This window comes from Streptomyces sp. NPDC050509 (assembly GCF_044457965.1).
Taxonomy (GTDB): domain Bacteria; phylum Actinomycetota; class Actinomycetes; order Streptomycetales; family Streptomycetaceae; genus Streptomyces.
The window spans coordinates 63,378-87,827 of sequence record NZ_JBITHL010000018.1 but is presented as its reverse complement, the minus strand read 5'-3'; the positions used below and the strand labels follow the sequence as shown (position 1 = coordinate 87,827).

The following is a 24,450-nucleotide window of genomic DNA, read 5'->3' as shown; positions in this document are numbered from 1 at the left end:
GTGACGTACGCGCGGAGCCGTACGCGTAAAGGCAACCCACTCGTAACCCGCCGACCCTGTCCGAGCTACGCGCGTTGACTCTAGGCTGCCGCTCGCAGGCTCCAGACTTTTGAGTTCATAAGGGGATCGATGTCAGCGACACCGCAGAAGAACCGCGCGGCACGGCGGGTGCTCGCCGCTGCCGCCGGTCTGGCCACCGCAGGCGCCCTCGTCGCCGCGATGCCGGCCACCGCGCAGACCCCCGCACACGGCGGCGGGCACGGATTCGGCCACTCCGAGCCGAAGCCGAAGCCCAAGACGGTCGATGTGCAACTCCTCTCCTTCAACGACCTGCACGGCAACCTGGAGGCGCCGGCCGGTTCGGCCGGAACCGTCACCGAGAAGCAGGCCGACGGTACGACCAAGGCGATCCCCGCCGGTGGTGTCGAGTACCTGGCGACCTCGCTGCGCACCGCGCGCAAGGGCAACCCGTACTCCATCACCGCCGCGGGCGGCGACATGGTCGGCGCGAGCCCGCTGCTGTCCGGTCTCTTCCACGACGAGCCGACCATCGAGGCGCTCAACAAGATCGACCTCGATGTGACGACCGTCGGCAACCACGAGTTCGACGAGGGCGCCACGGAGCTGGCCCGTCTCCAGAACGGCGGCTGTCACCCGACAGGCGGCTGTTACGAGAAGGGCAAGAAGTTCAAGGGCGCCGACTTCCCGTACCTTGCCGCCAACGTGACGTCCGAGAAGACCGGCAAGCCGGTCCTCAAGCCGTACACGGTGTGGAAGAAGAACGGCGTCAAGATCGGCTTCATCGGGGTGACCCTGGAGGGCACGCCGAACATCGTGACCGCCGAGGGCGTCAAGGGCCTCAAGTTCCACGACGAGATCGAGACGGTCAACAAGTACGCCAAGGAACTGGACCGGCAGGGCGTCAAGTCGATCGTCACGCTGATCCACGAGGGCGGCGCGCCGGCCTCCACCGCGTACAACTACGACTGCGACAGCCCCGGCGCCGGTGACGGCATCTCCGGGCCGATCGTCGACATCGCCAAGGGCATCTCGCCGAAGGTCGACGCCCTGGTGACGGGCCACACGCACCAGGCGTACGCGTGCACGATCCCGGACCCGTCCGGCAACCCGCGCCTGGTCACGTCCGCCTCGTCGTTCGGCAAGCTCTACACGGACACGACGCTCACCTACGACCTCCGTACGAAGGACATCGTGCGGGCGGGCGTGAAGTCGGCCAACCACATCGTCAGCCGCGACCAGGCCAAGGCCACGGACATGACCGACCTGATCACGCGCTGGAACAAGCTGGCCGCGCCGATCGCCAATGCCCCGCAGGGCTACATCTCGGCGGACATCAACGGGCGCGGCGCCACGACGCCCGAGACCCCGCTCGGCGACGTGATCGCGGACGCGCAGCTCGCGGGCATGGCCCCGGCGGACAAGGGCGGCGCGCAGATCGCCTTCATGAACCCCGGCGGGATCCGCTCCGACCTGGTGCACAAGGCGTCGGGCAGTGAGGGCGACGGGGTCGTCACGTACGGCGAGGCGTTCACCGTGCAGCCGTTCACCAACATGATGAACGCCGTCGACCTGACCGGCACGCAGCTCATCACCGCGCTCCAGCAGCAGGTCAGCGGCTCGAACGAGGCGTCGCCGAAGATCCTTCAGGTCTCGAAGGGCCTCACGTACACCCTGGACATGACGAAGTCGGGCGCGGCCCGCGTCGTCACGGACTCGGTGAAGCTGAACGGCGCGGCGATCGACCCGGCGAAGACGTACCGCGTCGCGATGAACGAGTTCCTCGCGGGCGGCGGCGACGGCTTCGCGGTCCTGGGCCAGGGCACGAACAAGCTGGTCGGCGCGTCGGACCTGGACATGTTCAACGCGTACCTGGCGGCGAACTCCACGGCGCAGGCGCCGCTGGCGCCCCCGGCGGCGGACCGCATCACGATCATCAAGTAGCGGCAGCGGTCGGTTCCGCTCGGTACTGCTCGGTACTGCTCGGTACTGCTCGAAGGGCGGTGGGCCCCTGGCCCGCCGCCCTTCGGCGCGCCCGGGCACCGTGGCCCGGCGGTACGGCAGCGGTCACGCGCCCCGGAAGATCCGGTCCAGGTGGTGGTCGAGTACGGCGGTGGCGGACTCCGGGGTCCGGTGGCCGACCAGGATGCTCGTACCGAGCCCGGCGGTCAGGGCGAGCAGGGTGATCGCCTCCGTGCGCGGCTCCGTACCGGGGAGCGTGAGACCCGCCTCCCGCGCCTGCTGGAGCAGACCGGCCACGGCGTCCTCGGCGGCGGCGGGGTTGGCGGTGAAGGGCTGGGCGGCGAGCGCCTTGTCGGTCACGGCCAGCACGGCGTACGAGGTGTAGACGAGGTGGAAGGTACGGCTCTCCTCGTCGGTCGGCAGGGACACCAGCAGTACGGCCTCGATCATCGCGCGCGGCCCCGGATCGTCCCCCACGGCCGCGAGTCGGGCGGTGACCCGCGCGGTGAAGCGCCGGGCCAGGTGCTCCAGCCCGTAGAGCAGCAGCTTCTCCTTGGTCTGGAAGTAGTACTGCACCAGCCGCAGCGACACCCCCGCCTCCGCCGCGACGTCACGCATCCCCACGGCGTGCAGGCCCTGTCGCCCCGCCACCCGGACGAGCGCGTCGGCGATCTCGGTACGCCGTTCCTCGTGATCCACCCGCTTGGGCATCGGCCGCGTTCTCCACTCGTCGGTTACGTCGCCTGCCGGCGGGACGCTTTCATGGTACAGCCGTACCATCATCATGATACGGTCGTACCATAAAGAATGGATGCCTCTGGAGGTGGCCCGCCATGCCCGAGACGACGACCCGCACCCGGCCCGACGTCGGCCGCTATGTGAGCGACGCCCTGCGGGACCGCTACTTCGCGGCCTGCGACGCGCTGTACGCGCTGGGAGCACCGGCCGTCGCCGAGTCCGACGTGGAGACCACCTTCGGCACCACCCATGTCTACCGGTACGGGCCCACGGACCCCGCCGCCGAGTCCCGCACCCCGATCGTCCTGGTGCACGGGGCGGGCAGTTGCTCCGCCATGTGGTACCCGAACACCCCGGCGTTCAGCGCCGAGCGCCCGGTCTACGCCATCGACACCCCGGGCGACCCCGGACGCAGCGTGCAGCGCGAGCCGATCCACCAGCCCGAACGGGCCGCACAGTGGCTGGACGAGGCGCTCGCGGGCCTCGGCCTCGACCGCGTGCACCTCGTCGGCAGCTCGTACGGTGGATGGCTCACCCTCAACCAGGCGCACCGCAGACCCGGCCGCCTCGCCTCGGTCACGCTCCTCGACCCCGGCGGGCTGGAGAAAGTGGGCCTCCGCTTCTTCGTCTGGATCTTCGCCAGCCTCATCGCGACCTCCGCCCCGAAGCGGCTCCGCCCCCGCCTGGCGGCCTGGCTGGACCAGCAGGTCCTCGTCGTGCCGGAGCTGCGCGCCATGATCAGGGCGAGCGTCCGCGCGTACCGCGTCCGCCGCCCCGCCCCGCTCCCCCTGACCGAGGACGACCTGCGCACCATCCGCACCCCGCTCTACCTGGTACTCGGCAAGCGAAGCCTCCTGGTCCACCCGAAGCGCCAGGTGGAACGCGTCCCACACCTGATCCCGGGAGCCCGCGCCGAGATCATCGCCGACACGGGCCACGGCCCCCAGATCGACCACGCGGACCGGATCAACGCCCGGATGCTGGAGTTCATGACCTCGGCCGAGTGACGGCGATGCTGGTTGCTGTGGTGGTGGTGGTGGTGGTGGCGGTGGTGGCGGTGGTGGCGGTGGTGTTGGGCGCGGGTTCGGGCGGGTCTGTCGGGGTGGGCCGGTGGTGAGTTGGGCGCCGTAGCCCGCCCCCTCCCTGGTTCGATGATCGCGGCTCCGGGGTGTGCGTCAAGAGCGCTCCTGCGTCGCGTCGGCTGCGCCGATGGCCTCCGGCCACCCTTGACTCACACCCCTGCGCCGCTGGAAAAGGCGTGGGGAGGGGGCGGGGGGAGGGGTCCCCTGGGGAGCATTGCTTGTCGCTGGGGTCGGTTCCAGGCTTGCGGGTGGGTTCGCCCTGCGGGGCGCGCGGTAGTGGAGTGGGGCGGTGACGCGCATCGTCAAGCGTCCGCCGACCGGTCGTGCGCTGGGCTTCATGCCCCGCTGGTTACCCGTCGTGGGTGGGGAGGCCGGGTGGAGTCGGGTCGGATGTGACGTGTGGGGCGGGAGTGGTGTGCAACGGGGGAGTGTGTGCCGGGAGTCCCGCATAGGTGCGCTGGCTGCGCGCAGTCACGGAACAACGGACAGCCAACCCCCAACTGACCAGGCAAACTGGGGCATAACGCATGCTTTTTGGGTGGGGAAGCGCCCTATCGGCCACCAAGACCGCACCTTGCCCCGGCACCGCATCCCGCCCGGCCCCCCACCACCACCCCGGCCCCCCCACCACCCTGGCTCCATCAAGGCATCCGGCTGCGTCAAGTCGCCCCACTCCACGCCGCATTCACCACCGGCCCCACCCACGGCGAGTGACCAGCGGGGCATGAAGCCCAGCGCACGACCGGTCGGCGGACGCTTGACGATGCGCGTCACCGCCCCACTCCACTACCGCGCGCCCCGCAGGGCGAACCCACCCGCAAGCCTGGAACCGACCCCAGCGACAAGCAATGCTCCCCAGGGGACCCCTCCCCCCGCCCCCTCCCCACGCCTTTTCCAGCGGCGCAGGGGTGTGAGTCAAGGGTGGCCGGAGGCCATCGGCGCAGCCGACGCGACGCAGGAGCGCCCTTGACGCACACCCCGGAGCCGCGATCATCGAACCAGGGAGGGGGCGGGCTACGGCGCCCAACTCACCACCGGCCCACCCCGACAGGCCGGCCCGAACCCGCACAGGCGGCCGGATTGGCCTCGCCCCATGGAAAGATGCAGCCGTGCGGTCACCCATGCCCTTAGGGGAGAAGCTCAGGGCCGAGCTGGGTTCGCCCCGGCGAGCCCGCAGGTTGGACAGCAGCCCGCGCTCACGAGTGTGGCGGGCCGAGCTGTCGGGCACGCCTGTCGTGGTCAAGCAGCTTGTCGAAGGCCCGGAAGCGTCTGAGAGGTATGCGCGCGAGGTGACCGGGCTGCGGCTCGCGTCCAGGGTCGACCCGCCCGTGGTGCCGGTGCTCCTGGGCACTGATCCGGCCGAACGGGTGCTGGTCCTGGAGTACGTGGAGCATCAGGCGCCCCGCGAGGACTGGATGGTGGATTACGCGGCGGCGCTGGCCCGGCTCCACGCCGCCACCGGCGCCGACGCCGTGGGCAGTCTTCCGGCCTGGTCGGGCCCGACCCAGGACGATGTCGGCTCTTTCCTCCGGCTCGCCCGGACGCTCGGTGTGGCGGTGCCGGCCGGTGCTCGAACCGAGGCGGAGGCCCTGGTGAGCCGCCTGGCCCGGGCGGAGGGCCATGCCCTGCTGCACGGTGATCCCTGTCCCGGCAACGACATGCACACCAGTACCGGTGTGCGGTTCATCGACTTCGAACAGGCCGCGTTGGGCAACGGGCTGGTGGAACTCGCGTACCTGCGCATCGGCTTCCCGACCTGCTGGTGTGTCACCGATCCCGGCCCGGACATCCTGGTCGCGGCAGAGACCGCCTACCGCACGGCATGGCGCGACGGGACCGGCACGGAGGTCCGGGGTGATCTCACGGACGCGTGTGCCGGCTGGCTGCTACGGGGCGACGCCTTGGTCCAGCGCGCCCAGCGCGGGACCGTCGACCACCTGGGCGACATCCCGGACCGCGACTGGAAGTGGGGCACCGCGACTGCCCGCCAGAGGCTGGCACACCGTCTCCGGATCGTCAGCCGGATGACCGAGGGGAGCGGTGAGCTGAGGGATCTCGGAATGCTCGCTGCGGCCATGCGGGAGAGCGTGCTCGCCCGTTGGCCCGAGCTTCAGCCGCTGCCCTCGCGGCGGCCGTAGAGAACCTTCCGCCCGGCGGCCCGGTACGGGAGTGAAGATCAGCCCTCCTGCCACCAGCGCCAGCGCGACCCCGGCCGCCACGACGTCCCACAGCGGAGCGCCGGTCGCGGGCTGCGTCACGCCCCCGCGACCTCGCTTCTGGCGAGCATGAACCAGACCGCTTTCGCCCGGGGCGAGCAGGCTCCGTAGATCGTCGTGCCCCACGCGCGGGCGAGGGTGTCCACGAGGTGCAGCCCCTGACCGTCCTCGAACTCCTGCGCCTGGCCACGGTTCTGGGGCATCGGCAGGGCCCACGGTCTGTCGTCCGTGACGGAGACGGTGACCTGCTTCCGGTTGATGGTCACGTCGATGCGGATCTGCCGTGTACGGGTGTGCCGATGGGCGTTGGTGACGATCTCGGTGATGCACAGACGGGCGTCGTCCACGAGGGCGGAATGCCTGCCGACGCGCAGAAGTGATCCGACGAAATCCCTTGCGATTCTCGGGGCGTTCGCCGTGTTCGGCACGGCGAGCCGATAGCTCTCGCCGCCCTGTGGGGGCGGTGGTGGTGCCGGAAGTGCGGAAGGTGCGGGAAAGGCGGTAACGGTGGTCATGTCGTCGTCTCCCAACGCGGTCTGAGCTGGTTGCGCTGCTCGCCATGCGTGGCATCGGCCGCACCTGCGCAGGGTTCAGGGCGCGCTGGAGCGGCTGCACTTCGGTCTTGCTGACGTGCGACGCGGTGCAGTGAGTACGTTAGCGGCTAAGTATCAGTTTTGGTACCTGAATGGATACGCTCTGCGACCATGAGTTGTTGATGGCGCACGAGCACACCGGGATCTGACGAAGGAGAAGGCGATGCCACCCAGGAAGACACCCACGGCACGGCAGCGCAGGCTGGGCACCGAACTGCGCAAGATGCGTGAGCATGCCGGCCTCACGCCTGCCGCAGCCGCAGACTTGCTCGGCACGGACCGCACCACCATCAGTAACACCGAATCAGGGCGGTTCGGTGTGAGTGGTGAGCGGGTACGCACGTGGTCCGGACACTATGAGTGTCCCGACGCGGCATACATCGAAGCGCTCGCAGGAATGGCTTCGGAGCGCATAAACGGGTGGTGGGAGGACTATCGGGGCGACCTCTCCACAGACGCAATCGACCTGGCCGAACTGGAGCACCATGCCGCAGGTTTCCGGTCGGTGCAGATCATGTATATGCCGGGCCTGTTGCAAACCGAGGACTATGCGCGTGCGGTCTTCGCGGAGAGCGTCCCGCCGCCCCGGCCTGCGCGGCAGCGCCGCCAACTTTCCCATCGGCTACGGCGTCGGGATGTGCTGGACCGGGCGGATCCGCCCGCCTGCACCTTCCTGATTCACGAAGCGGCGCTACGGATGACGTACGGCGGCGCTGCCGTCGCCCGTAGCCAGCTCGAACACCTGCTGAAGCAGTCGGACCGTGACAACGTCACGGTCCGGGCGATCCCGTTCGCGGCGGGCGGTTTCCCGTTTGCCAGTAGTTCGGCACACTACGTCTACGGTCCTGTTCCGCAGCTCGACACCGTGCAGACGGACACCGCGACCGGTTCCGGTTTTCTGGATTCCGAAACGAGTCTTGAGAACTGGAGAGTTGCGCTGGATCGGACGGAGGAGAAGTCGCTCGACCCTGAGGGCTCGCGGGACTTCATCCGCAAGATCGCAAAACAGGTATGAGTATGAAGGCGTGAAAATCATGGAAGTTCAGTGGCGTAAGTCCTCCAAGTCTTCGAACGCCGAGGGCTCCGATTGTCTGGAGCTGGCCGAGCACGAAGGCGAGATCCTGATGCGTGAGAGCGACAACCCGAACGTCGTCATCCGTACGAGCCGTGCCAAGCTCCGTGCCTTCCTCGGTGGCGCCAAGGAAGGGGAGTTCGACGACTTGGCCTGAGGTGCCGAGTGGTTGACGCGGGCGGTTCCCACCGGCGCAGGTGGGGGCCGCCCGTTCTGTTGTCGTAGCACGTGCGGCAGCACCCCGACTCACACTTTAGACGTCAAACACTTGATACACGCCTCTGGGTGACGCTATGGTCGCTCTGTGTCGCCGGTCGGCCCGTCCGCCGGTCGGCGTAACTCTCCCTGCGACTGCGCCAGTTGGGAGAGCACCGAGGGCGCCCGGCCCCGCTCGCCGCTCGTCACGCCGGCCAAGAGCGGGGGTGGGCGTCGTCGCCCCGGGGCGCGTTCAGGTCAGCAGGCCGACCAGTCCCGCGAAGCCTTCCCCGCCGCCCCCGGTCTCCGCCTGGCGCCGCATCATGTCGAAGAAAGGGGTCAGCAGTTCAGGGCTGACGTTCTGGTCCGCTGCCGTGCCCAGGAAGGTCTTGATGCCCGCGACCTGCATCTCCAGGCTCGACGTGACGCCCGACTCGTAGTCGCCGCTCGCCAACTGCTCGCCGATCTGCGGGATCGTCCCGGACATCGCCGCCACCCACTCCGCCAGCAGCGGTGCGAACTCCGCCGGTGCGATGTCCTTCTCCCCGCCTATCAGCGCGAACGCGTGGGCGACGCCCGCGAGCATGCCGTACATCCCGCTCAGCAGCGCCACGTCCTGGAGCGCGGCATGTCCGGGGTTCCCGCCGACGAAACGGGTGCCCGCAGGGGCCGCCAGGGTCGTGCGGTGCGCCTCGAAGAGGTCCTGGGAGCCGCTGTAGAGGACGTAACCGCCTGCCTCGGGTGTTCCGATCATCGGCGGTACGGCCATGATTCCGCCGCTGAGGAAACGCGCGCCCCGCGCCTCCGCCCACACGGCGCGGGTCCGGGCCTCGGAGGGGGTTCCCGTGGTGAGGTCCACCAGGTCCTTGCCGGTCAGGTCGGCGCCTTCCAAGGTCTCGCCGACCGAGGCGTCGTCCAGCAGGCAGGTCACGACCAGCGTGCTCGCGGCTACCGCCTCGGCGGCGCTCGCGGCAGGTCTCGCGCCTTCGGCGACCAGCGCCTCGGCGCGGCTCGGCGTGCGGTTCCAGACGGTCAGGGGGTATCCGGCGGCCAGCCAGGCGCGGGCGAACGCCGTGCCCATCGCGCCCAGTCCGAGGAGGGTGAGGGAGGGGGAAACAGGGAGGGAGGCAGAGGAGGAAACAGAGGGGGAGTCAGTAGGGGAAGCGGCGTCAGAAGTGGTGTCCGTCATGGCACTTAAGCTGGTCAATAACTCGGAGACCGACAAGTACCCACTTCGAAGTGGGCGCTTTCCCCGAGGTATGTGTCCAGGTGATCCGGGTGATCCATGCGGTCCGTGCGGTCCATGTGAGCCGTGCGGTCCATGTGAGCCGTGTGAGCCATGTGGTCCGGCGAAGGGGAGGGCGAGCGCGATGGCGACCGTGGGCAGGCCGGGCGCGCCCGATGCGTACCACTGCGGGATCGACGCGGCCATGGATGTGATCGGCGGGAAGTGGAAGGTCCTGATCCTGTGGGCGCTCGACCAGGGCCCCTGCCGCTTCGGGGCGCTCCGCCGGATGCTCCCGGGGGTCACGGAGAAGGTCCTGACCGCCCAACTGCGGGAGCTGGAGGCGCACGGCATCGTCTCCCGCGAGGTGTACGACGAGGTGCCGCCGCGGGTCGAGTACGCGCTGACCGCGTCCGGTGCCGCCCTGGAGCTGGCGCTCCGTCCGCTCGGGCTGTGGGGGCGGGAGCACGTCCTCGGGAAGGGGCCCGCCGACGCGGTGCGCTGACCTTCCGTAGCGCAGGACCGGCCCCGTTCCCCGGCGTCGCGTTACTCCATCCGGCCATCAGTGCGTGCGAGTGCTCAAGCCGCCCCGGTGGCGTGGACGAAAGGAAGGTGTTCGGACATCGCGGATGTGCCCCGGCCGGGACATGTCCGGCGATCGGCCACCTTCAAGGAGTACACCTATGCGTCTGCGCGCACGCTGGGCATCGGCCGCCCTTCTGCTGCTCGTTCCCCTGCTCGCCGGTACCGGCACCTCGGCCGCGGCGGCCGACCCCGATCTGGGGCTGGTTCCGGTGGAACGTTCCGCTCAGGCGGTTCCGGGGCAGTACATCGTCTCCCTCAAGCCCACGTACTCGGCGTCCACCGTTCTGCGGCAGCTCCGGGTCAACCCCCTGCATACGTACGAGACCGTCTTCTCCGGGTTCGCCGCCACGCTGGGCTCCTCCGAGCTGGATCTGGTGCGCCGCTTCCCGGCGGTCTCCGCCGTCGAGGAGAACGCGGTGGCCACGGCCAACTCGCCGACGACGAGGGCCGGGGCCGGGGCCGGGGCAGGTGCCCTGGTCGGCCGTCAGGCGCGGGTGCCCGCGCTGAGCTGGGGGCTGGACCGCATCGACCAGCGGAACCTGCCGCTCGACGGGCAGTACGACGTGAAGGGCACCGGCAGGGGCGTCACCGCGTACATCGTCGACTCGGGGATCGAGACCGCGCACAGCGAGTTCGGCGGCCGGGCGAGCGTCGGGTTCGACTCGGTCGGTGACGGTCGGAACGGGCAGGACTGCAACTCCCACGGCACCCACGTGGCGGGCACCGTCGGCGGATCGAACTACGGCGTGGCGCGTGCGGCCTCGCTCGTCTCCGTCCGGGTGCTCGGCTGCGAGGGCAGTGGCACCTGGGCCGGGGTCATCGCCGGCTTCGACTGGGTGGCCAAGCACGCCAAGCAGCCGGCGGTCATGAACGCGTCCATCGGCGGATCCAGGTCGGCGGCCGTCAACGCGGCGGTCAACTCCGTCGCCGACAGTGGTGTCGTGCCGGTCGTGGCGGCCGGCAACGAGAACCAGAACGCCTGTGACGTCTCGCCCGCCAGCGCCTCCAAGGCCGTCACGGTCGGGGCCACCGACAAGGAGGACCGGCAGGCCACCTTCAGCAACTGGGGGACGTGCCTGGAGCTGTACGCGCCCGGGGTCGACATCATCTCCGCCAAGCTCGGCGGCGGATACAAGTCGCTCAACGGCACGTCGATGGCGAGCCCGCATGTCGCCGGGGTCTCCGCGCTGCTCAAGGAGAAGTACCCGACGGCCTCCCTCGCGGCCATCTCCAACTGGCTTGTCCAGGAGTCCGACAAGGACCTGGTGACGTCGAGCGGGGCGGGCTCGCCCAACCGGCTCCTCCACACCAACGGTCTCTGACGGCCGGCAGGCCCTGACCTGCGGCACCGTCCGACCGGCGTCGGCCTCCCACCCGTACTTCCCCTGCGGGCGGGAGGCCGACGCCGTGAAACGGGACGGCGGCGAGCAGCCGGGCGCGGGTCCGCCGGACGGCGGGGCTGTCACCGGCCCCGGCGCGGAAGCGCCGGGTGAAGGTCCCGGCCACCGTGGTCTCCCTGGGCGGCGCCGTGGTCCCCGCCGCCGCGGACGCGCACGTACACCTGGCGGGTCTCGTCGACCTCCGCGCCGCCTCGGCGCTGCTCCTCGGAGCCCTGCCGGTGATCGCGGTACTGCGGCGGCGCCCGCCGCGGATCCCCGACCGTACCCATGCCTGGGCGTACATCGGGCTGCCGGCCGTGGTGACGGTCGCGATGCTCGGCGTCCGGTCGCGGGCAACGACTCTGCCCCCATGGACGCCCCCGGGGCCCTCCACCGGCGAGTTCCGGCACTGTTCACTACTGGGTTATCTGTGCTGGTGCAGTCTGAAGGAGACGTTCTGTTGCCTGCCCTCGAAGAGAAGTCGGCCCTGGGGGCCGCGCGGGTAGGGGTGAGGCACGCGACGCCGGTCGCGCCCGTACCGGCCTCAGCGGCGCCGGACACCGCGTACGCCGGGAGAGCGGGCGACCCGAGCCGGGCGTCGATGCTGGCGTGGCAGGGCTCCGCGGGCAACATGGCCGTCGTACAGAGGATGGAGGCCGGTCCGCACCGGCACGAGCCGTCGAGCGGGCCGCCGTCCAGCGCGGGCAGGGGCGGTACGGGGACGGTGCAGCGCGCCGCGGTACCGGTCCAGTTGGCGCGGCTGTCCAGCGGGAAGATCGCGTTCACCAACCTGAACCAGAAGAACGAGAAGTACCGCGAGAAGGCCACGCGCGTGCTCCAGCTCCTGTCGTCGCACGAGGCGATCCAGCAGTTCCTCGGCAACCGCACGTGCGACATCGTCATCGAGCAGCGGACGACGGAGACCCCGGCGGACGTGGTGGACCGCGGTGAGGACGGCGTCACCGTCACCCTCGCCGCCTATTACTTCGAGAGCTACGACCTCGGCTATATCGCGGGCATGCTCGCCCATGAATTCGCCATTCACCCCATGGCGGACAAGAAGCCTCATCTCGGGGAGGAGGAGGAAGGCTTCAAGGGGCTGCCCTTCCCCGTGCCCGGTCTTGAGGAGAGCCGTGGCGGCCCCAAGACGATGAACTCCGAGGACGCCAAGCAGTCCGACCACGTCCTCGGGGCGATTCCGGGCAGTCCCCGTTACGAGGTCTACAAGTCCGTCGCCCTCGAAATGGCGAATCTGCTCGCGCAGGACGTGGAGAACAAGGAGCCGAACGCCACGTCGCAGGATGTCACCGACCTTCTCGACTGCTTCCTGATGGATGTCGCGAGCATCGCGGCGACCAACGACGACCGCCTCAAGGGCACGCCGGAGAAGTCGGGTGCGATGCAGGTCCGCAAGGACATCGCGACGGTCTACAACAAGTACAAGGCCCTGGTGAGCGCGGGCCTCCCGGAGAACTCCCCGATCAAGCCGTTCTTCCCGCAGGACAAGACCCATTGGGGCGTTCTGAAGGACTTCGCCACCATCGCGACCAGGGTCGCGGGCGGCGCGATGGGCGCGCCGAGCATCGACAAGGGCGACAACGGCTGAGGCGGACGGAGGCGGACGGAGGCGGACGGAGGCGGACGGAGGCGGGAGGGCACCGGGCGTGCCTCCGACGATGTCCTCAGGGGCCTTCAGTCCGTAGCCTGTTCCGAGGTTTGATGGCAGGTCAGCTCTTGCCCGGCGTTCTGTGAAGGAGACGGTCCCTTGCACGGCCACGAAGAGAAGTTGAACAAGGGTGCCCGGCCGGGCGGTGCCGCGGGACGGCAGCCGGCCCCGCCCGTCCGGTCGGCCGACTCTCCCCTCATGGCGCCCCACACGGCGGCCGGCGCGGGAGCGGAGAGCCGGAGTCCGGGGTCGATGATGGCGTTGCAGCGTTCCATGGGCAATGCCGCGGTCGTGCAGTTGCTGGCGGCCGAGAAGCACGAGCACGGTCCGTCGTGCGGTCACGAGGCGGCGGCGGGAGCGGGAGCCGCGGCGGGTTCGGCCGTGCAGCGCCGGGTGCGCCCGGCCACGTACGAGGACGAGATGCAGGGTGGTTCGCTCGTCCACAACGTGCTGGGGAAGACGGGACAGCCGATCCCCAAGCCGCTCCGCCAGGAGATGGAGGCGCGGCACAAGGGCGCCGACTTCTCGACCGTACGTCTGCACGACGACGTGGTGGCGCAGCGTTCGGCGGCGGATATCGGGGCGCGCGCGTACACCTCCGGGGAGCACATCGTGCGTGGGAAGGGCGGCTTCGACAACAAGACGCTGGCCCATGAGCTCAAGCACGTCCTCCAGCAGCGCGAAGGCGAGGTCGAGGGCACGCCGACCGGGGACGGGCTGAAGATGAGCAGCAAGAACGACCGCGACGAGCGTGAGGCGGAGGACTCCGCGGACGAGGTCATGCAGGGTCCGGCGCCCGTGCAGCGGGCCGCCGCGGGGCACAACTGCTCGGGCGGTGGGCACCACCACGAGGAAGAGGACCAGTAGGCGCGGAGGCGGTGACCGGTGAGGTGTCCCCTGGCGATGCCTGGTGACATGTTCCCCCGATGGCATGTTCCCCTGGTGACGTGTTCCCCTGGTGACGTGTACCCGTCATAATCCGAGGGCTGTTTCCCCTGCTCTTCACGGACGACGGAGGCACCCCCACATGAGCGCATCTCCCGGTACCCGCCGCGGCTTTCTCGCCGGCGCCCTCGCCGTATCGGCCACCGCCCTGGTGGGCGCGGGCGCCGCCGGCGGGACCGCCTTCGCCGCCGCGCCGGGCACATCGGCCGCGTCGGCCACGGCGGGCACGCCCCCGCGCCTCCTCGCCACCCACGACTGGATGGGCGGCTTCGCCGACTCCACCCCCGTGCAGCGCCTGACCATTCCCGGTACGCACAACTCCGGCGCCCGCTCCGGCGGGCTCTACGTGGCCTGCCAGAACACCTCCATAGCCGACCAGTTGACCAGCGGCGTCCGCTTCCTGGACATCCGCTGCCGGCTGTTCGAGGGCGCGTTCACCATTCACCACGCCGCGTACTACCAGAACCTGAACTTCGACGACGTCCTCAACGCCTGCCGCGACTTCCTCCGGGCCAACCCCTCCGAGACCGTCCTCATGCGGGTCAAGCAGGAGTACTCCGGCGAGAGCGACGCGGAGTTCCGGCGGATCTTCGACACGTATCTCGACGGCAAGGGCTGGCGCTCCCTCTTCCGGCTCGACGGCGGACTGCCGACGCTCGGCCAGGCGCGCGGGCGCGTCGTGCTGCTCGGGGACAACGGGGGACTGCCCGGACTGCGGTACGGGGACGGCGGGCTCTTCGACATCCAGGACGACTACCAGGCCGATCCGGGCGCCAAGTACCCCAAGATCGAAGCCCAGTTCCGCAAGGCCGCGACGCAGCCGGGCAAGCTGTTCGTCAACTACGTCAGTACGGCGGCCCTGTTGCCGCCCCGGTGGAACTCCGACCGGCTCAACCCGCAGGTGCACACCTTCCTGGACGGGGCGGAGGCGAGCGGCTGGCGCGGGCTCGGGATCGTACCGCTGGACTTCCCCGCCACCCGGACGGGACTGGTGGAGTCGCTGATACGGCACAACGGCTGAGGGCGGCGGGGCGGCGCAACGGCTGAGGGCGGCGGCGGGGCGAGGGGGCGGGGCGAAGGGGCGGCGGGGCGCGGGCGAGGCGTCCGGCCGCCTCTTCGTTCCGTCGCGGAATCGCGAGATCCCCCACATGAATAGCCGGATAATCCTGGTTAAAAGGGCCGATACCGGTGCCGCAACAGGTGTGCTGAATCGGCGGGGCGTGTTGGGATGAGCCGATGCGACCCCCCACCCGCATACCCGAGCACCTGTCCGCCCCCGAGCCCGGCGCCGAGCCCGCCCCCACGCCTCGCACCGCGTCCGGTCCCTACCCCGCCCCGTACCCCAACCCTTACGACGAACTGGCCCAACTCGCCACGCCCGAGGACGAGTTCGTCCACGATCCGCGCGATCCGCAGACTCTCGGTCTGACGTCCGACCGTGACGACGAGGACTGGTCACCGCCCGACCACCGGAAGAGGGGGAGAGGGAGCTGGGGCCGCCGCTTCGGCTCCCTCTCCTCCGCGCTGAAACTGAGCGTCACGCTCGTCGCCTGCACGGCGTTCCTGCTGCTCGCCGACCGCGCCGCCCTGCTCTACGCGCAGGACAAGGCCGAGGAGAAGCTGCAGAAGTCGCTCGGTCTGGCGACCCCTCCGGCCGTCGACATCCACGGCTTCCCGTTCCTCACCCAGGTCCTCGGCAAGCGGCTCGACCGTGTCGACGTCACCGTCCCCCATGTCGCCGCCGACCGGGTCTCGCTGGCCGAGGTACGGGCCAGCGCCAAGGACATCCGGGTCGTCGGTGATCTGCCCACCGCCGTCAAGGGCGCGGTCGTCAGCCGGATGGACGGGGACGTCCTGCTCAGCTTCGACGACCTCAACCGCGAACTGGGCGCCTCCCAGGTCAAGTTCACCGACAACGGCGCGGGCTCCGTACGGATGGCGGGATCGCTGCCGGTGGCCGGCTACGACCTGCGGGTACGGGCCGACGCGCACATCAGGAACGAGGGCGGCAAGGCGGTGTCCACCACCGTCGACGGGATGCGGCTCGACATCCCCGGGGTGGCCACGTACCGGCCGGGCAAGGACCGCGCCCATTCCGGGCTGCGGCTGGCGCCCGAGGCCGCCGGGCTGATCGCGAAGGAGAAGAACCGGGCCCGCGAACTGCTGGAGGTGCCCGCCGTCGTGAAGGCGCTCGGGGTGCCGCAGACGGACGTGGACCAGGCGCTGCGCAGCGAGGAGGCGCTGAGCCGGTTCACCGGGCGGCCCCGCTTCGTCCAGGAACTCCTGCGGCTCAACCTGGTCGACGTCGTCGCCGACAACCCCGGGCTGCTGAAGCGGGCCGGGATCGATCCGGCGCTGGTCGACGCGCTGCTCAACCTCCGCCCGCCGGAGCTGTCCGACCGGCTCTCGCTCTCCTTCAAGCTGCCGAAGACCCCGGGCGACCTGCGGTTGCAGCACATCACCGTGGAGCCGGAGGGGATCAGGGCGCGGCTGGTGGGCTCGGCGGTACGGCTGGGCGGAGCGACGTAACGGGGTCACACCCGGTGCGCGCCGTCCAAGCCGTTCCCGCCGTCCAGGCCGTCCGGCGGCGGTGTCGGCGCGCCCGGGATACGGATCGCCGCGACCGTTCCGCCGCCCGCCGCCTGGCGCAGCGCGATCTCGCCGCCCGCCTGCTGGACCGTACGGGCCACGATCGACAGACCGAGCCCCGAGCCGGGCAGCGCGCGTGCCGACGGGGAGCGCCAGAAGCGTTCGAAGACGTGCGGCAGCTCCTCGGCCGGGATGCCGGGGCCGTGGTCGCGTACGGTCAGCTCGCCGTTTCCGCCCCGGCCGCCGTTGAGCGTGACCTCGATCGAGCCGCCGGACGGGCTGAACTTCACCGCGTTGTCCAGCACGTTGACCAGCGCACGCTCCAGGCTGGCCGGCTCCGCCCGTACGTACCAGGGGCGCAGGTCCGTGGTGATCGTCAGGTCGGGGCCGCGCAGCCGCGCCCGCTCCAGCGCGCTCCCCATGATCTCGTGGAGCGCGACGACCTGGAGGGGCCCGGGGTCGGTGCCGTCCGGCCGCGACAGCTCCTGGAGGTCCCCGATGAGCGAGGCCAGCTCGGTCATCTGCGCCTTGACGGACGCCATGAGGGCGCTGCGGTCGGCCGGCGGGATGGCGCGGCCCGTCTCCTCGCTGCGCGCGAGCAGCTCGACGTTGGTACGGAGCGAGGTGAGCGGCGTCCGCAGTTCGTGCCCGGCGTCCGCGATGAGCTGCGACTGCCGGTCCCGGGAGGAGGCGAGGGCGGCGGTCATGGAGTTGAAGGAGCGCGACAGCCGGGCGATCTCGTCCTCGCCCTCGACGGGGATACGGACGGTGAGGTCCTCCGTACGCGCGACGTGCTCGACGGCCCGGGTCAGCCCGTCGACCGGCCGCAGCCCCGACCTGGCGACCCAGAGGCCCGCCAGGCCCGCGCCGATCACCCCGACGCCGGCGACGAGCGCGAGCAGCAGGGCCAGCTCGTTGAGGGAGGCGTCGATCTCGGCGAGGGGGCGCGAGAGGGAGACGGTGATCGGCGGTCCCGCGTCGTAGTCGACGCGCCGGGTGAAGACGCGGACCTTGGCGCCGTCCTCGGTCACGCTGTCGTGCAGCGAGCTGTGGCCGGTGCCGTTCGCGACGTCGAGGTCCTCCTGCTGGACCTTCACGGGCTCGGAGCCCGGGGCCACGCAGCGCTGCCCGCCCGGCAGGACCACCTGGATGTAGACGAAGCCGGGGGTGGTGCCGGTATCCGGGCTGGTGCCCGTGTTGCAGACGGCGAGCGCGCCCTGTACCGAGCTGCGTGGCGCGGTGGAGTTCTCCAGGGACGAGTCCAGCTCGCTCGGGAGCTGGGTGCGGGTCAGCAGCCAGCAGGCGACGGCGACGGCGGTGACGGCGATCGCCACGGCCGAGGCGACCAGCAGGGCGAGGCGGGAGCGCAGCGGGAGCGTACGGAACCGCTGGACGGGACCGGTCACGCCGGGCCGCCGTCGCGGTACCCGTACCGGTTGCCGCTTCCGCTTCCGTAGCCGCTTCCGTAGCCGCTTCCGTAGCCACTGTCGAAGCTCGTACCGAAGCCGCCGACGGGAGCGATCCCCCCGGCCGGGCCGCCGCCCGCGTCGGAGCGCAGCGCGTACCCCACCCCGCGCACCGTGTGCACCAGCCGGGGCTCGCCGCCGCTCTCGGTCTTCCGGCGCAGATACATCACGTACACGTCGAGCGAGTTGGAGCTGGGCTCGAAGTCGAAGCCCCACACCGCCTTGAGGATCTGCTCCCGGGTCAGCACCTGGCGCGGGTGCGCGAGGAACATCTCCAGCAGCGTGAACTCGGTACGGGTCAGCTCGACGCGGCGGTTGCCGCGCACGACCTCGCGCGTGGTCAGGTCCATCCGCAGATCGGCGAAGGACAGCACGTCGTCGTCGGGCACCTCGCCGGATGCGGCCCCGTAGGAGCTGCGCCGCAGCAGCGCGCGGATCCGGGCGAACAGCTCGTCCAGCTCGAACGGCTTGACCAGGTAGTCGTCCGCGCCCGCGTCCAGGCCGGTGACACGGTCGCCGACCGTGTCGCGGGCGGTCAGCATCAGGATCGGCACCTTCGAGCCGCCCGCGCGCAGCCGGCGGGCGGCGGTCAGGCCGTCCATGCGCGGCATCTGGATGTCCAGGACGATCAGGTCCGGCGCGTAGGCGGCGGCCCTGGCCAGGGCGTCGATGCCGTCGACGGCGACCTCGGTCCCGTATCCGTCGAAGGCGAGACTCCGCTGCAGGGCCTCCCGTACGGCGGGCTCGTCGTCGACGATCAGGATGCGCTGCGGATCGCGATCGCCTTCGGCGGGACTCATGTGGCGGCTACCTCGTCAGTGGTCGGTATCGGACAGTTCGGCCTTCAGCCTCGCACGGCGGCCGTACGGCGGCGGCCCGCTCCACGCCTCTTCGAAGCGGCGCCGGTACGGACCTCGTCGGCGCGGCGCGTGGGCGCTGCGGCCTGGGCAAGATCATGGACGAGGGCGAGCGGAAGCGCCAGATCGCTCGGTCCCGCCGGACGGGTGAGGGGGGTGCCTTCGCCGGTGCCGCTGCCCGTGTCTGTGCCGCTCATGACTGCGTACCGCCGGAGCGCAGCGCCGAGAGGTCCGCCTTGACGGTGTTGATCGGGATGGCGAAGCCCAGACCGACGCTGCCGGCGCTGGAGTCACTGGATGCGGAAGCCGAACTCGGCGCGTACATCGCGGAGTTGATGCCGATGATCTCGCCGTTCATGTTGATGAGGGCGCCGCCGGAGTTGCCCGGGTTGAGCGAGGCGTCGGTCTGGAGCGCCTTGTACGTGGTCTTCGAGGTGCCGGTGTCGCCGTTGAACTGCTGGCCGCCGAACTCGAAGGGCCAGTTGCCGCCGCCGCCCTGCTGCCCCTGCTGTCCCTGCTGTCCCTGCCCCTGTTCCTGCCCTTGATCCTGGTCCTTGGCGACGGTGACATCGCGGTTCAGGGCCGAGACGATCCCGCTGGTGACGGTGCCGGTCAGGCCCTCGGGGGAGCCGATCGCGACGACCTCGTCGCCGACCTTCACCTGCCCGGAGTCGCCGAGCGAGGCCGTCTTCAGACCGCTCGCGCCCTCCAGCTTGATCAGCGCGAGGTCCTTGTCGGCGTCGGTGCCGACGATCTTGGCGGTGTACGTCTTGCCGGTACTGAGCTGGACCTTCACGGACGAGGCCCCGGAGACGACGTGGTTGTTGGTGACGATCTCGCCGTCGGACGTGATGATCACGCCGGAGCCGGTGGCCTCACCGCCCGTCGAGGTCGCGTTGATCTCGACGATCGTCGGCGACACGGACTGCGCGACCCCCGCGACGGTGCCCGCGCTGCTCTGCGAGACGGTCGTTCCGCGGATGGCGGTGTCGCCGTTGCCGACGCCTCCGCTGTTCCCCGTGTACGCGCCGACCAACGCGGCCGACCCGCCCCCGACCACGGCCGCGGCCAGCGCGACGGCGGCCAGCAACGCGACGGGCCCCTTGGCCCGCCGGGCGGTCGCCGTGGAGCCGTGCGCGCCGTGGCCGCCCGCGGGAGCGGCGGAAAATACCGGACCGTACGAGGGCGGCGGCGGGTAGGCCGGGCCCTGGAACCCCTGGGTGGGGTGCTGCTGCGTGCTGTCTGCGTCGCCGCTGCCGCGGTAGTTGTCGGTCATGGCAACGACTCTGGGCGCCGTACATGAGAACAGGCTGAGGAGGCGCTGAGAAGGGCAACAAAACCGCGTATGCCCCATATAAAGGCGGCCGGGGCCGGGGGTTGCGCCCCCGCACGGCACGCGGCGTCTGCTCAGGCGTCACGGCTGCTGTCGCCGTCCTTCGCGCTGCCGGGGCCGTAGGAGCCGCCGGAACCTGGGGCCCCGCCGACGCCAGGAGACCCCCACGACGCCCACACCAGTTTGCCGACGCCAACCCGGTCGGTGACGCCCCACTCATCGGCCAGCGCGTCCACGATGACGAGGCCGCGCCCGCCGCACGCGTCCAGCGGCTCCGCCCGCCGGAACGGCCGCAGGCCGGACGCGTCATGCACCTCGATCCGTAGGCCACCAGGGGCCGGGAGGCGCACCGGCACGAAACGCGTCTCGATCTCCCGCCCCGACGGCACACGGGCATGGCGCACCGCGTTCGTGACCAACTCCGTCAGCACCAGAACCGCGGAGTCCTCCAGTGCCGACAACCCCCAACCGGCCAGCGCCTTCCGCAGTTCCGCGCGCGCTGCCCCCACCGAGCTCGGATGGCGCCGCCACCGCAGCACCACCACGCCGCCTTCGACACATCCCATCAGCCGACCTCCACCGTGCTGGCCGTGCTCAGGACGGACGGAACGGGACGCGCCCGCGTCTGGCCCTGAGCTGTACGATCCCGAGGAGCGTATCGCTATTCGCGAAAAGCGGCAAGGTTGCTCTGTGGCGCGAGCCACGAACAGCGGAACCGACTCGCTTACCGTGTAAAGCAGCAAGGTCAGGTTCCGGGCATCAGCACAGGAGGACGTCATGAGCGTCGGCGCGTGGGTCAGTACCTCGATGCCGTATCTGACACCGCAGGCCCAAGGTCAACCCGACGCGTGGGGAGCGGAGTTGGCGGCGCGAGGGCGGCGGGGCGGTCAGCGGATCGTCGGGGCCGGGGAGGTGGCGGCGTCGGAGGAGGTGGCGGAGCTGCTGGAGGTCGACCCGGGGGAGGCGGTCGTGGTGCGCCGGCGCGTGATGTTCCTGGAGGACGTGCCCTGCGAGCTGACGGACACGTACTACCCCGCGTCGATCGCGCGCGGCACGCGTCTCGCCGGGACGGCGAAGATCCCCGGCGGGGCCGTCACCCTGCTCGCGGAGCTGGGGTACGTCGGCGTACGCGTCCGGGAGGACGTGTCGGCCCGGATGCCCGACGCCCAGGAGCGCGAAGCCCTGCGCACCGAGCCGGGTGAGCCGGTGCTCCGGCTGGTCCGCGTGACCTTCGACGGCGGGGACCGTCCTGTCCAGGCCGATGTGATGACCATGCCCGCTCACCGGCAGCGGCTGCGCTACGAGATGGGGATCGAACGATGACCACGCCTCGCACCGAGGGGGACGCGTACGATCGCCGCTCCCTCCACGAGCGGATCGCCGCCGATCTGCGCGACGAGATCATGACCGGGGATCTCGCCCCGGGCGCCAGTCTGCCGTCCACCGTGCGGCTCAAGGAGCGGTTCGGCGCCTCGAACGCCACCGTGCAGAAGGCGCTGCAACTCCTCAAGGACGAGCGTCTGGTCGTCGGCCGCGCCGGTGCCGCGGTGACCGTACGGGAACACCGGCAGTTGACCGTGCGCCCCGCCTCGTCCATGGCCCCGGCCGCCGCCGGCGAGCCGTACCCCTGGCTCGCCGAGACCGCGAAACGCGGCGGAGAGGCCCGGAGCACCCTCCTCGCCGTCACGGAGACCACACCCCCGGCGGATGTCGCGGCGGCCCTGCGCCTGCCCGCCGACGGAACGGCGCTCGTGCGCCACCAGGTGCTCTCTCTCGACGGCGAACCGGTGGAGCTGGTCCACGCCTACTACCCGCCGCACATCGCCCGGGGCACCGCCCTGGCCGAACACCGCCGGATCAAGGGCGGAACGCCCACCCTGCTGACCGCGCTGGGCCACCCGCCCCGGCTCAGCGTCGACCATGTCTCCGCGCGCATACCGACGCAGGAGCAGTACGAAGCGCTCCACCTGCCCGGCGATCTGCCGGTGCTGCGGACGCTGCGCGTGGTGTACGACGCCGACGAGCGCGCTGTCGAGGTCACGGTGATGGCCAAGGCGGGCCATCTGTACGAGCTGCGCTACGAGTTCACGCCGGGGTGACACCCGCCAGGCGCCCGCTTGCCATCCGGACCTGAACCTTCCTTCCCTCCCCTCCCGCCCCTCCCTCCCATCCCACCCCTGTGACCCAGGTCTCCTTGGGGTGGTGCAGCAGATGGGGCCCTTCCGCCGTCGAGAGGGGGACAGGAAGGAAGGAGCGGCGTGGATCTGGCAACCAAGTGGAGTTCGCTGTTCTCCGAGACGAGCCGGCCCGGCCTCACCGGGCGGGTCGGCCTCACCGGGCGGTCCGGTCGGACCGGGCGGTCCGACCGGGCCGACTCGGCCTGGGCCGGGACGGATCCGGGGGCGGGGTTTCACGCTTTCGTCGCCGCCCGCTCGGGGGCGTTGTTCCGGGGGGCCCTGGTGCTGACCGGAAGCCGTGAAGCGGCCGAGGATCTGGTGCAGGAGACCCTGGAACGAGCCTGCCGCCGTTGGCGCATCATCGCCGTCAAGGATGCTCCGGACGCCTATGTGCGGCGGATCATGGTGAATCTGGCCAACGACAGGTGGCGGCGGTTCCGTCGTGTCGTACCCCAGCCGTCCCCCGGTGACGACCGGGCGGCGCCGGGGGACGAGTACGGGCGGGTCGACAGCCGGGACCAGTTGGTCCGCGCTCTGCAACGGCTGCCGATGGGCATGCGGACCGTCGTGGTACTGCGTTACTTCCACGACCTTTCGGATGCCGAGATCGCCGAGGACCTGCGGATCTCCCCGAGCGCCGTACGGTCCCAGCTCGCCCGTGGCCTCGAAAAGCTCCGGGCCCAGATACCCGCGCTCTCCGAACCTTCGTCACCGCTGCCCCGGAAAGGAACCCGATGACCGGCCACACAGCGCGGTCCTCGGACGGCCGCAGCGGTGACACCCACTTCGAACAGGAACTGGTAACCGCCTTGAACGACTTCGCGAACACCTCTCCCGCACCGCAGTTCGACGCCGCCGGCATCCAGCGCCGCGTCGGCCGCAAGCGCGTCGGCCTCATCGCCGCCGTTGCCGCCGCCATCGCCGTGGCGGGCGGCGGCACCGCGCTGGCCACCGTGGCCGGCGGCGGCTCCGACGCCCCCGCGCCCGCCGCGGTGACCACCACGACCGACCCGGACGCCGCCACTCTGCTGTACGGCGAGATCAGGATCGAACTGGCGGGCGCGCACCCGGACGACGCCAAGGCCGTGCTCCAGAAGGCCCGGTTGAAGCTCGGCACGGTCGGCAAGGCGAAGGCGCCGAACTGCAAGCCGGGCTCGGTCATCGGCGTCGACCCGCACAGCCCGGCGACCGTCGCCAAGGGCGATACGGTCAACCTGACCCTCTGCGCCGGCTGATCCGAGCCGCCGGCTGATCCGAGCCGCCCGGCAGAGAAGAGCCCGCCAGGGTAAAGGGCGGTGGCCCCGCCGTCATCGGGGCCACCGCCCGATCTACGCGCAGCCGCAGGAGCGTCGGACGATCAGGGCCGACGGGAACTGCTTCACGCGCTCGCGGCGCGAGCCCGCCACGCGCAGGCCGTCGTCCAGGACCAGGTCCACCGCCGCGCGCGCCATCGCGGGCCGGTCGGAGGAGACCGTCGTCAGGGGCGGGTCCGTCAGACCCGCCTCCTTGACGTCGTCGAAGCCGGCCACCGCCAGCTCGCCCGGAACGTCGAGGCGCAGCTCGCGGGCCGCGCGCAGGACGCCGATCGCCTGGTCGTCGGTGGAGCAGAAGATCGCGGGGGGCCTGTCCGGGCCCGCCAGCAGTTCCAGGGCGACCAGGTAGGCGTCGTACCGGTTGTACGGGGCCTGGAAGAGCCGCCCCTCCACCGAGTGCCCCGCCTCCAGCATGGCCCGGCGCCAGCCCTCCACGTGGTCGGCCACCGGGTCGCCGACCGCCGGGGTCGACTCGACGCCGCCGAGGCAGGCGACGTACGGATGGCCGTGCTCCAGGAGGTGCCGGGTGGCGAGCTGCGCGCCGCCGATGTCGTCCGTGACGACCGCGACGTCATCGATGCCCTCCGGGCGCTCGTGCAGCAGGACGACCCGGGCGTCCCACGCCTCTATCTCCGCGGCGGCGCGCTCGCTCGGGCCCTGGCTGACCAGGATCAGCCCGGAGACCCGCATGCCGAGGAAGGCCCGCAGGTAGTGGACCTCGCGTTCGTCGCGGTAGTCCGAGTTGCCGACCAGCACCATTTTCCCGCGCTCGGCCGCCGCCTGCTCCACCGCGTGCGCCATCTCCGCGAAGAAGGGCTGCCTGGCGTCGGGCACGACCATCCCTATGAGGTCGGTCCGCCGCGAGGCCATCGCCTGGGCGACCCGGTCGGGCCGGTAGCCCAGCTCCTTGATGGCGTTGACCACCCGCTCGCGCGTGGCCGGGGCGACCGGCCGGGGTCCGTTGTTGATGACATAGCTGACGACGGCGGTGGAAGTCCCCGCCAGTCGTGCCACATCGTCCCGCGTCACCTTGGCCACG

24 protein-coding genes and 1 pseudogene are annotated in these 24,450 nt (G+C 70.9%); 16 read left to right on the top strand and 9 right to left on the bottom strand.

Features of this window, described 5'->3' with window-relative positions:
- The first annotated feature begins 129 nt into the window (after window positions 1-129).
- Window positions 130-1,962 carry a bifunctional metallophosphatase/5'-nucleotidase gene (locus tag ACIBJC_RS36045; protein ID WP_399300109.1) on the top strand — a complete coding sequence of 611 codons (1,833 nt, stop codon included), beginning with the start codon at window positions 130-132 and terminating at the stop codon, window positions 1,960-1,962.
- Between the two features lie 123 nt (window positions 1,963-2,085).
- Here the strand turns inward: ACIBJC_RS36045 and ACIBJC_RS36040 are convergent, their stop codons facing one another.
- Window positions 2,086-2,691: a TetR/AcrR family transcriptional regulator gene (locus ACIBJC_RS36040; RefSeq protein ID WP_399300106.1), complete on the bottom strand. Its 606-nt coding sequence runs from the start codon at window positions 2,689-2,691 to the stop codon at window positions 2,086-2,088.
- Between the two features lie 122 nt (window positions 2,692-2,813).
- On the opposite strand from ACIBJC_RS36040, the gene ACIBJC_RS36035 reads away from it, so the two are divergent.
- Entirely contained in the window at window positions 2,814-3,725 is a 912-nt protein-coding gene (locus tag ACIBJC_RS36035; protein WP_399300103.1) for an alpha/beta fold hydrolase, read from the top strand.
- 1,184 nt (window positions 3,726-4,909) lie between these two features.
- Complete coding sequence (locus tag ACIBJC_RS36030; protein ID WP_399300100.1) at window positions 4,910-5,938, top strand: phosphotransferase family protein; 1,029 nt, start codon at window positions 4,910-4,912, stop codon at window positions 5,936-5,938.
- Window positions 5,939-6,054: 116 nt separating this feature from the next.
- Here ACIBJC_RS36030 and ACIBJC_RS36025 read toward each other — a convergent pair whose 3' ends face one another.
- Complete coding sequence (locus tag ACIBJC_RS36025) at window positions 6,055-6,531, bottom strand: ATP-binding protein (RefSeq protein WP_399300097.1); 477 nt, start codon at window positions 6,529-6,531, stop codon at window positions 6,055-6,057.
- Window positions 6,532-6,772: 241 nt separating this feature from the next.
- Between ACIBJC_RS36025 and ACIBJC_RS36020 the strand changes: the two genes are divergently transcribed.
- Both ACIBJC_RS36020 and ACIBJC_RS36015 read left to right on the top strand, forming a co-directional pair.
- Window positions 6,773-7,624 (top strand): helix-turn-helix domain-containing protein, encoded by an 852-nt coding sequence (locus tag ACIBJC_RS36020; RefSeq protein WP_399300094.1) that lies wholly within the window; start codon window positions 6,773-6,775, stop codon window positions 7,622-7,624.
- A gap of 19 nt (window positions 7,625-7,643) precedes the next feature.
- Window positions 7,644-7,838 (top strand): DUF397 domain-containing protein, encoded by a 195-nt coding sequence (locus tag ACIBJC_RS36015; RefSeq protein WP_329824713.1) that lies wholly within the window; start codon window positions 7,644-7,646, stop codon window positions 7,836-7,838.
- A gap of 291 nt (window positions 7,839-8,129) precedes the next feature.
- On the opposite strand, the gene ACIBJC_RS36010 is transcribed toward ACIBJC_RS36015, so the two are convergent.
- Entirely contained in the window at window positions 8,130-9,065 is a 936-nt protein-coding gene (locus tag ACIBJC_RS36010; protein ID WP_399300090.1) for an NAD(P)-dependent oxidoreductase, read from the bottom strand.
- Between the two features lie 181 nt (window positions 9,066-9,246).
- On the opposite strand from ACIBJC_RS36010, the gene ACIBJC_RS36005 reads away from it, so the two are divergent.
- The 7 genes from ACIBJC_RS36005 to ACIBJC_RS35975 all read left to right on the top strand — a co-directional run bounded on the left by ACIBJC_RS36005 (window position 9,247) and on the right by ACIBJC_RS35975 (window position 16,205).
- Complete coding sequence (locus ACIBJC_RS36005; protein ID WP_399300088.1) at window positions 9,247-9,606, top strand: winged helix-turn-helix transcriptional regulator; 360 nt, start codon at window positions 9,247-9,249, stop codon at window positions 9,604-9,606.
- A gap of 178 nt (window positions 9,607-9,784) precedes the next feature.
- Window positions 9,785-11,008, top strand: a complete 1,224-nt coding sequence (locus ACIBJC_RS36000) for a S8 family peptidase (RefSeq protein ID WP_399300085.1) — start codon at window positions 9,785-9,787, stop codon at window positions 11,006-11,008.
- 167 nt (window positions 11,009-11,175) lie between these two features.
- Window positions 11,176-11,571 (top strand): hypothetical protein, encoded by a 396-nt coding sequence (locus ACIBJC_RS35995; protein WP_399300082.1) that lies wholly within the window; start codon window positions 11,176-11,178, stop codon window positions 11,569-11,571.
- A complete protein-coding gene (locus ACIBJC_RS35990; protein ID WP_399300080.1) occupies window positions 11,526-12,671 on the top strand; it encodes a hypothetical protein in 1,146 nt (381 codons plus the stop codon). Before ACIBJC_RS35995 ends, ACIBJC_RS35990 begins: the two co-directional genes overlap by 46 nt.
- A 258-nt stretch (window positions 12,672-12,929) precedes the next feature.
- Window positions 12,930-13,598 carry a DUF4157 domain-containing protein gene (locus tag ACIBJC_RS35985; RefSeq protein WP_399300077.1) on the top strand — a complete coding sequence of 223 codons (669 nt, stop codon included), beginning with the start codon at window positions 12,930-12,932 and terminating at the stop codon, window positions 13,596-13,598.
- Between the two features lie 160 nt (window positions 13,599-13,758).
- Window positions 13,759-14,697: a phosphatidylinositol-specific phospholipase C gene (locus ACIBJC_RS35980; protein ID WP_399300074.1), complete on the top strand. Its 939-nt coding sequence runs from the start codon at window positions 13,759-13,761 to the stop codon at window positions 14,695-14,697.
- A gap of 215 nt (window positions 14,698-14,912) precedes the next feature.
- On the top strand, window positions 14,913-16,205 hold the full coding sequence (locus ACIBJC_RS35975; protein WP_399300071.1) for a DUF2993 domain-containing protein: 1,293 nt from the start codon (window positions 14,913-14,915) through the stop codon (window positions 16,203-16,205).
- 5 nt (window positions 16,206-16,210) lie between these two features.
- Here the strand turns inward: ACIBJC_RS35975 and ACIBJC_RS35970 are convergent, their stop codons facing one another.
- The 5 genes and pseudogenes from ACIBJC_RS35970 to ACIBJC_RS35950 form a co-directional block, all read right to left on the bottom strand.
- On the bottom strand, window positions 16,211-17,671 hold the full coding sequence (locus ACIBJC_RS35970; protein WP_399300069.1) for a sensor histidine kinase: 1,461 nt from the start codon (window positions 17,669-17,671) through the stop codon (window positions 16,211-16,213).
- Window positions 17,672-17,802: 131 nt separating this feature from the next.
- Window positions 17,803-18,531: pseudogene (locus tag ACIBJC_RS35965) on the bottom strand (response regulator transcription factor); the annotation flags it as partial.
- Window positions 18,532-18,575: 44 nt separating this feature from the next.
- The gene (locus tag ACIBJC_RS35960) at window positions 18,576-18,785 is read right to left on the bottom strand and encodes a hypothetical protein (protein WP_399300066.1); all 210 of its coding nucleotides are present in this window, start codon (window positions 18,783-18,785) and stop codon (window positions 18,576-18,578) included.
- On the bottom strand, window positions 18,782-19,864 hold the full coding sequence (locus ACIBJC_RS35955) for a S1C family serine protease (RefSeq protein ID WP_399300063.1): 1,083 nt from the start codon (window positions 19,862-19,864) through the stop codon (window positions 18,782-18,784). The genes ACIBJC_RS35960 and ACIBJC_RS35955 overlap by 4 nt, the downstream gene beginning before the upstream one ends.
- Before the next feature lie 131 nt (window positions 19,865-19,995).
- Entirely contained in the window at window positions 19,996-20,487 is a 492-nt protein-coding gene (locus ACIBJC_RS35950) for an ATP-binding protein (RefSeq protein WP_399300060.1), read from the bottom strand.
- Window positions 20,488-20,698: 211 nt separating this feature from the next.
- Between ACIBJC_RS35950 and ACIBJC_RS35945 the strand changes: the two genes are divergently transcribed.
- The 4 genes from ACIBJC_RS35945 to ACIBJC_RS35930 all read left to right on the top strand — a co-directional run bounded on the left by ACIBJC_RS35945 (window position 20,699) and on the right by ACIBJC_RS35930 (window position 23,333).
- Complete coding sequence (locus ACIBJC_RS35945; RefSeq protein ID WP_399300057.1) at window positions 20,699-21,244, top strand: GntR family transcriptional regulator; 546 nt, start codon at window positions 20,699-20,701, stop codon at window positions 21,242-21,244.
- Window positions 21,241-22,020, top strand: coding sequence for a GntR family transcriptional regulator (locus ACIBJC_RS35940; RefSeq protein ID WP_399300054.1), 780 nt, complete (start codon window positions 21,241-21,243; stop codon window positions 22,018-22,020). Before ACIBJC_RS35945 ends, ACIBJC_RS35940 begins: the two co-directional genes overlap by 4 nt.
- 159 nt (window positions 22,021-22,179) lie before the next feature.
- Complete coding sequence (locus ACIBJC_RS35935; RefSeq protein ID WP_399300051.1) at window positions 22,180-22,836, top strand: SigE family RNA polymerase sigma factor; 657 nt, start codon at window positions 22,180-22,182, stop codon at window positions 22,834-22,836.
- Window positions 22,833-23,333, top strand: a complete 501-nt coding sequence (locus tag ACIBJC_RS35930; protein WP_399300048.1) for a PASTA domain-containing protein — start codon at window positions 22,833-22,835, stop codon at window positions 23,331-23,333. The genes ACIBJC_RS35935 and ACIBJC_RS35930 overlap by 4 nt, the downstream gene beginning before the upstream one ends.
- Before the next feature lie 93 nt (window positions 23,334-23,426).
- On the opposite strand, the gene ACIBJC_RS35925 is transcribed toward ACIBJC_RS35930, so the two are convergent.
- Window positions 23,427-24,449, bottom strand: a complete 1,023-nt coding sequence (locus ACIBJC_RS35925; RefSeq protein ID WP_329824729.1) for a LacI family DNA-binding transcriptional regulator — start codon at window positions 24,447-24,449, stop codon at window positions 23,427-23,429.
- Window position 24,450 lies beyond the last annotated feature (1 nt).

What these genes read in the sequence shown, in the direction of transcription:
- ACIBJC_RS36000 (WP_399300085.1), top strand. Translation starts at nt 9,785, where the DNA reads ATGCGTCTGCGCGCACGCTGGGCATCGGCCGCCCTTCTGCTGCTCGTT.
- ACIBJC_RS36010 (WP_399300090.1), bottom strand. Translation starts at nt 9,065, where the DNA reads ATGACGGACACCACTTCTGACGCCGCTTCCCCTACTGACTCCCCCTCT.
- ACIBJC_RS36045 (WP_399300109.1), top strand. Translation starts at nt 130, where the DNA reads ATGTCAGCGACACCGCAGAAGAACCGCGCGGCACGGCGGGTGCTCGCC.
- ACIBJC_RS36025 (WP_399300097.1), bottom strand. Translation starts at nt 6,531, where the DNA reads ATGACCACCGTTACCGCCTTTCCCGCACCTTCCGCACTTCCGGCACCA.
- ACIBJC_RS35975 (WP_399300071.1), top strand. Translation starts at nt 14,913, where the DNA reads ATGCGACCCCCCACCCGCATACCCGAGCACCTGTCCGCCCCCGAGCCC.
- ACIBJC_RS36040 (WP_399300106.1), bottom strand. Translation starts at nt 2,691, where the DNA reads ATGCCCAAGCGGGTGGATCACGAGGAACGGCGTACCGAGATCGCCGAC.
- ACIBJC_RS35950 (WP_399300060.1), bottom strand. Translation starts at nt 20,487, where the DNA reads ATGGGATGTGTCGAAGGCGGCGTGGTGGTGCTGCGGTGGCGGCGCCAT.
- ACIBJC_RS35985 (WP_399300077.1), top strand. Translation starts at nt 12,930, where the DNA reads ATGGCGCCCCACACGGCGGCCGGCGCGGGAGCGGAGAGCCGGAGTCCG.
- ACIBJC_RS35980 (WP_399300074.1), top strand. Translation starts at nt 13,759, where the DNA reads ATGAGCGCATCTCCCGGTACCCGCCGCGGCTTTCTCGCCGGCGCCCTC.
- ACIBJC_RS35955 (WP_399300063.1), bottom strand. Translation starts at nt 19,864, where the DNA reads ATGACCGACAACTACCGCGGCAGCGGCGACGCAGACAGCACGCAGCAG.
- ACIBJC_RS36015 (WP_329824713.1), top strand. Translation starts at nt 7,644, where the DNA reads ATGGAAGTTCAGTGGCGTAAGTCCTCCAAGTCTTCGAACGCCGAGGGC.
- ACIBJC_RS36005 (WP_399300088.1), top strand. Translation starts at nt 9,247, where the DNA reads ATGGCGACCGTGGGCAGGCCGGGCGCGCCCGATGCGTACCACTGCGGG.
- ACIBJC_RS36035 (WP_399300103.1), top strand. Translation starts at nt 2,814, where the DNA reads ATGCCCGAGACGACGACCCGCACCCGGCCCGACGTCGGCCGCTATGTG.
- ACIBJC_RS35945 (WP_399300057.1), top strand. Translation starts at nt 20,699, where the DNA reads ATGAGCGTCGGCGCGTGGGTCAGTACCTCGATGCCGTATCTGACACCG.
- ACIBJC_RS36020 (WP_399300094.1), top strand. Translation starts at nt 6,773, where the DNA reads ATGCCACCCAGGAAGACACCCACGGCACGGCAGCGCAGGCTGGGCACC.
- ACIBJC_RS35930 (WP_399300048.1), top strand. Translation starts at nt 22,833, where the DNA reads ATGACCGGCCACACAGCGCGGTCCTCGGACGGCCGCAGCGGTGACACC.
- ACIBJC_RS35960 (WP_399300066.1), bottom strand. Translation starts at nt 18,785, where the DNA reads ATGAGCGGCACAGACACGGGCAGCGGCACCGGCGAAGGCACCCCCCTC.
- ACIBJC_RS35940 (WP_399300054.1), top strand. Translation starts at nt 21,241, where the DNA reads ATGACCACGCCTCGCACCGAGGGGGACGCGTACGATCGCCGCTCCCTC.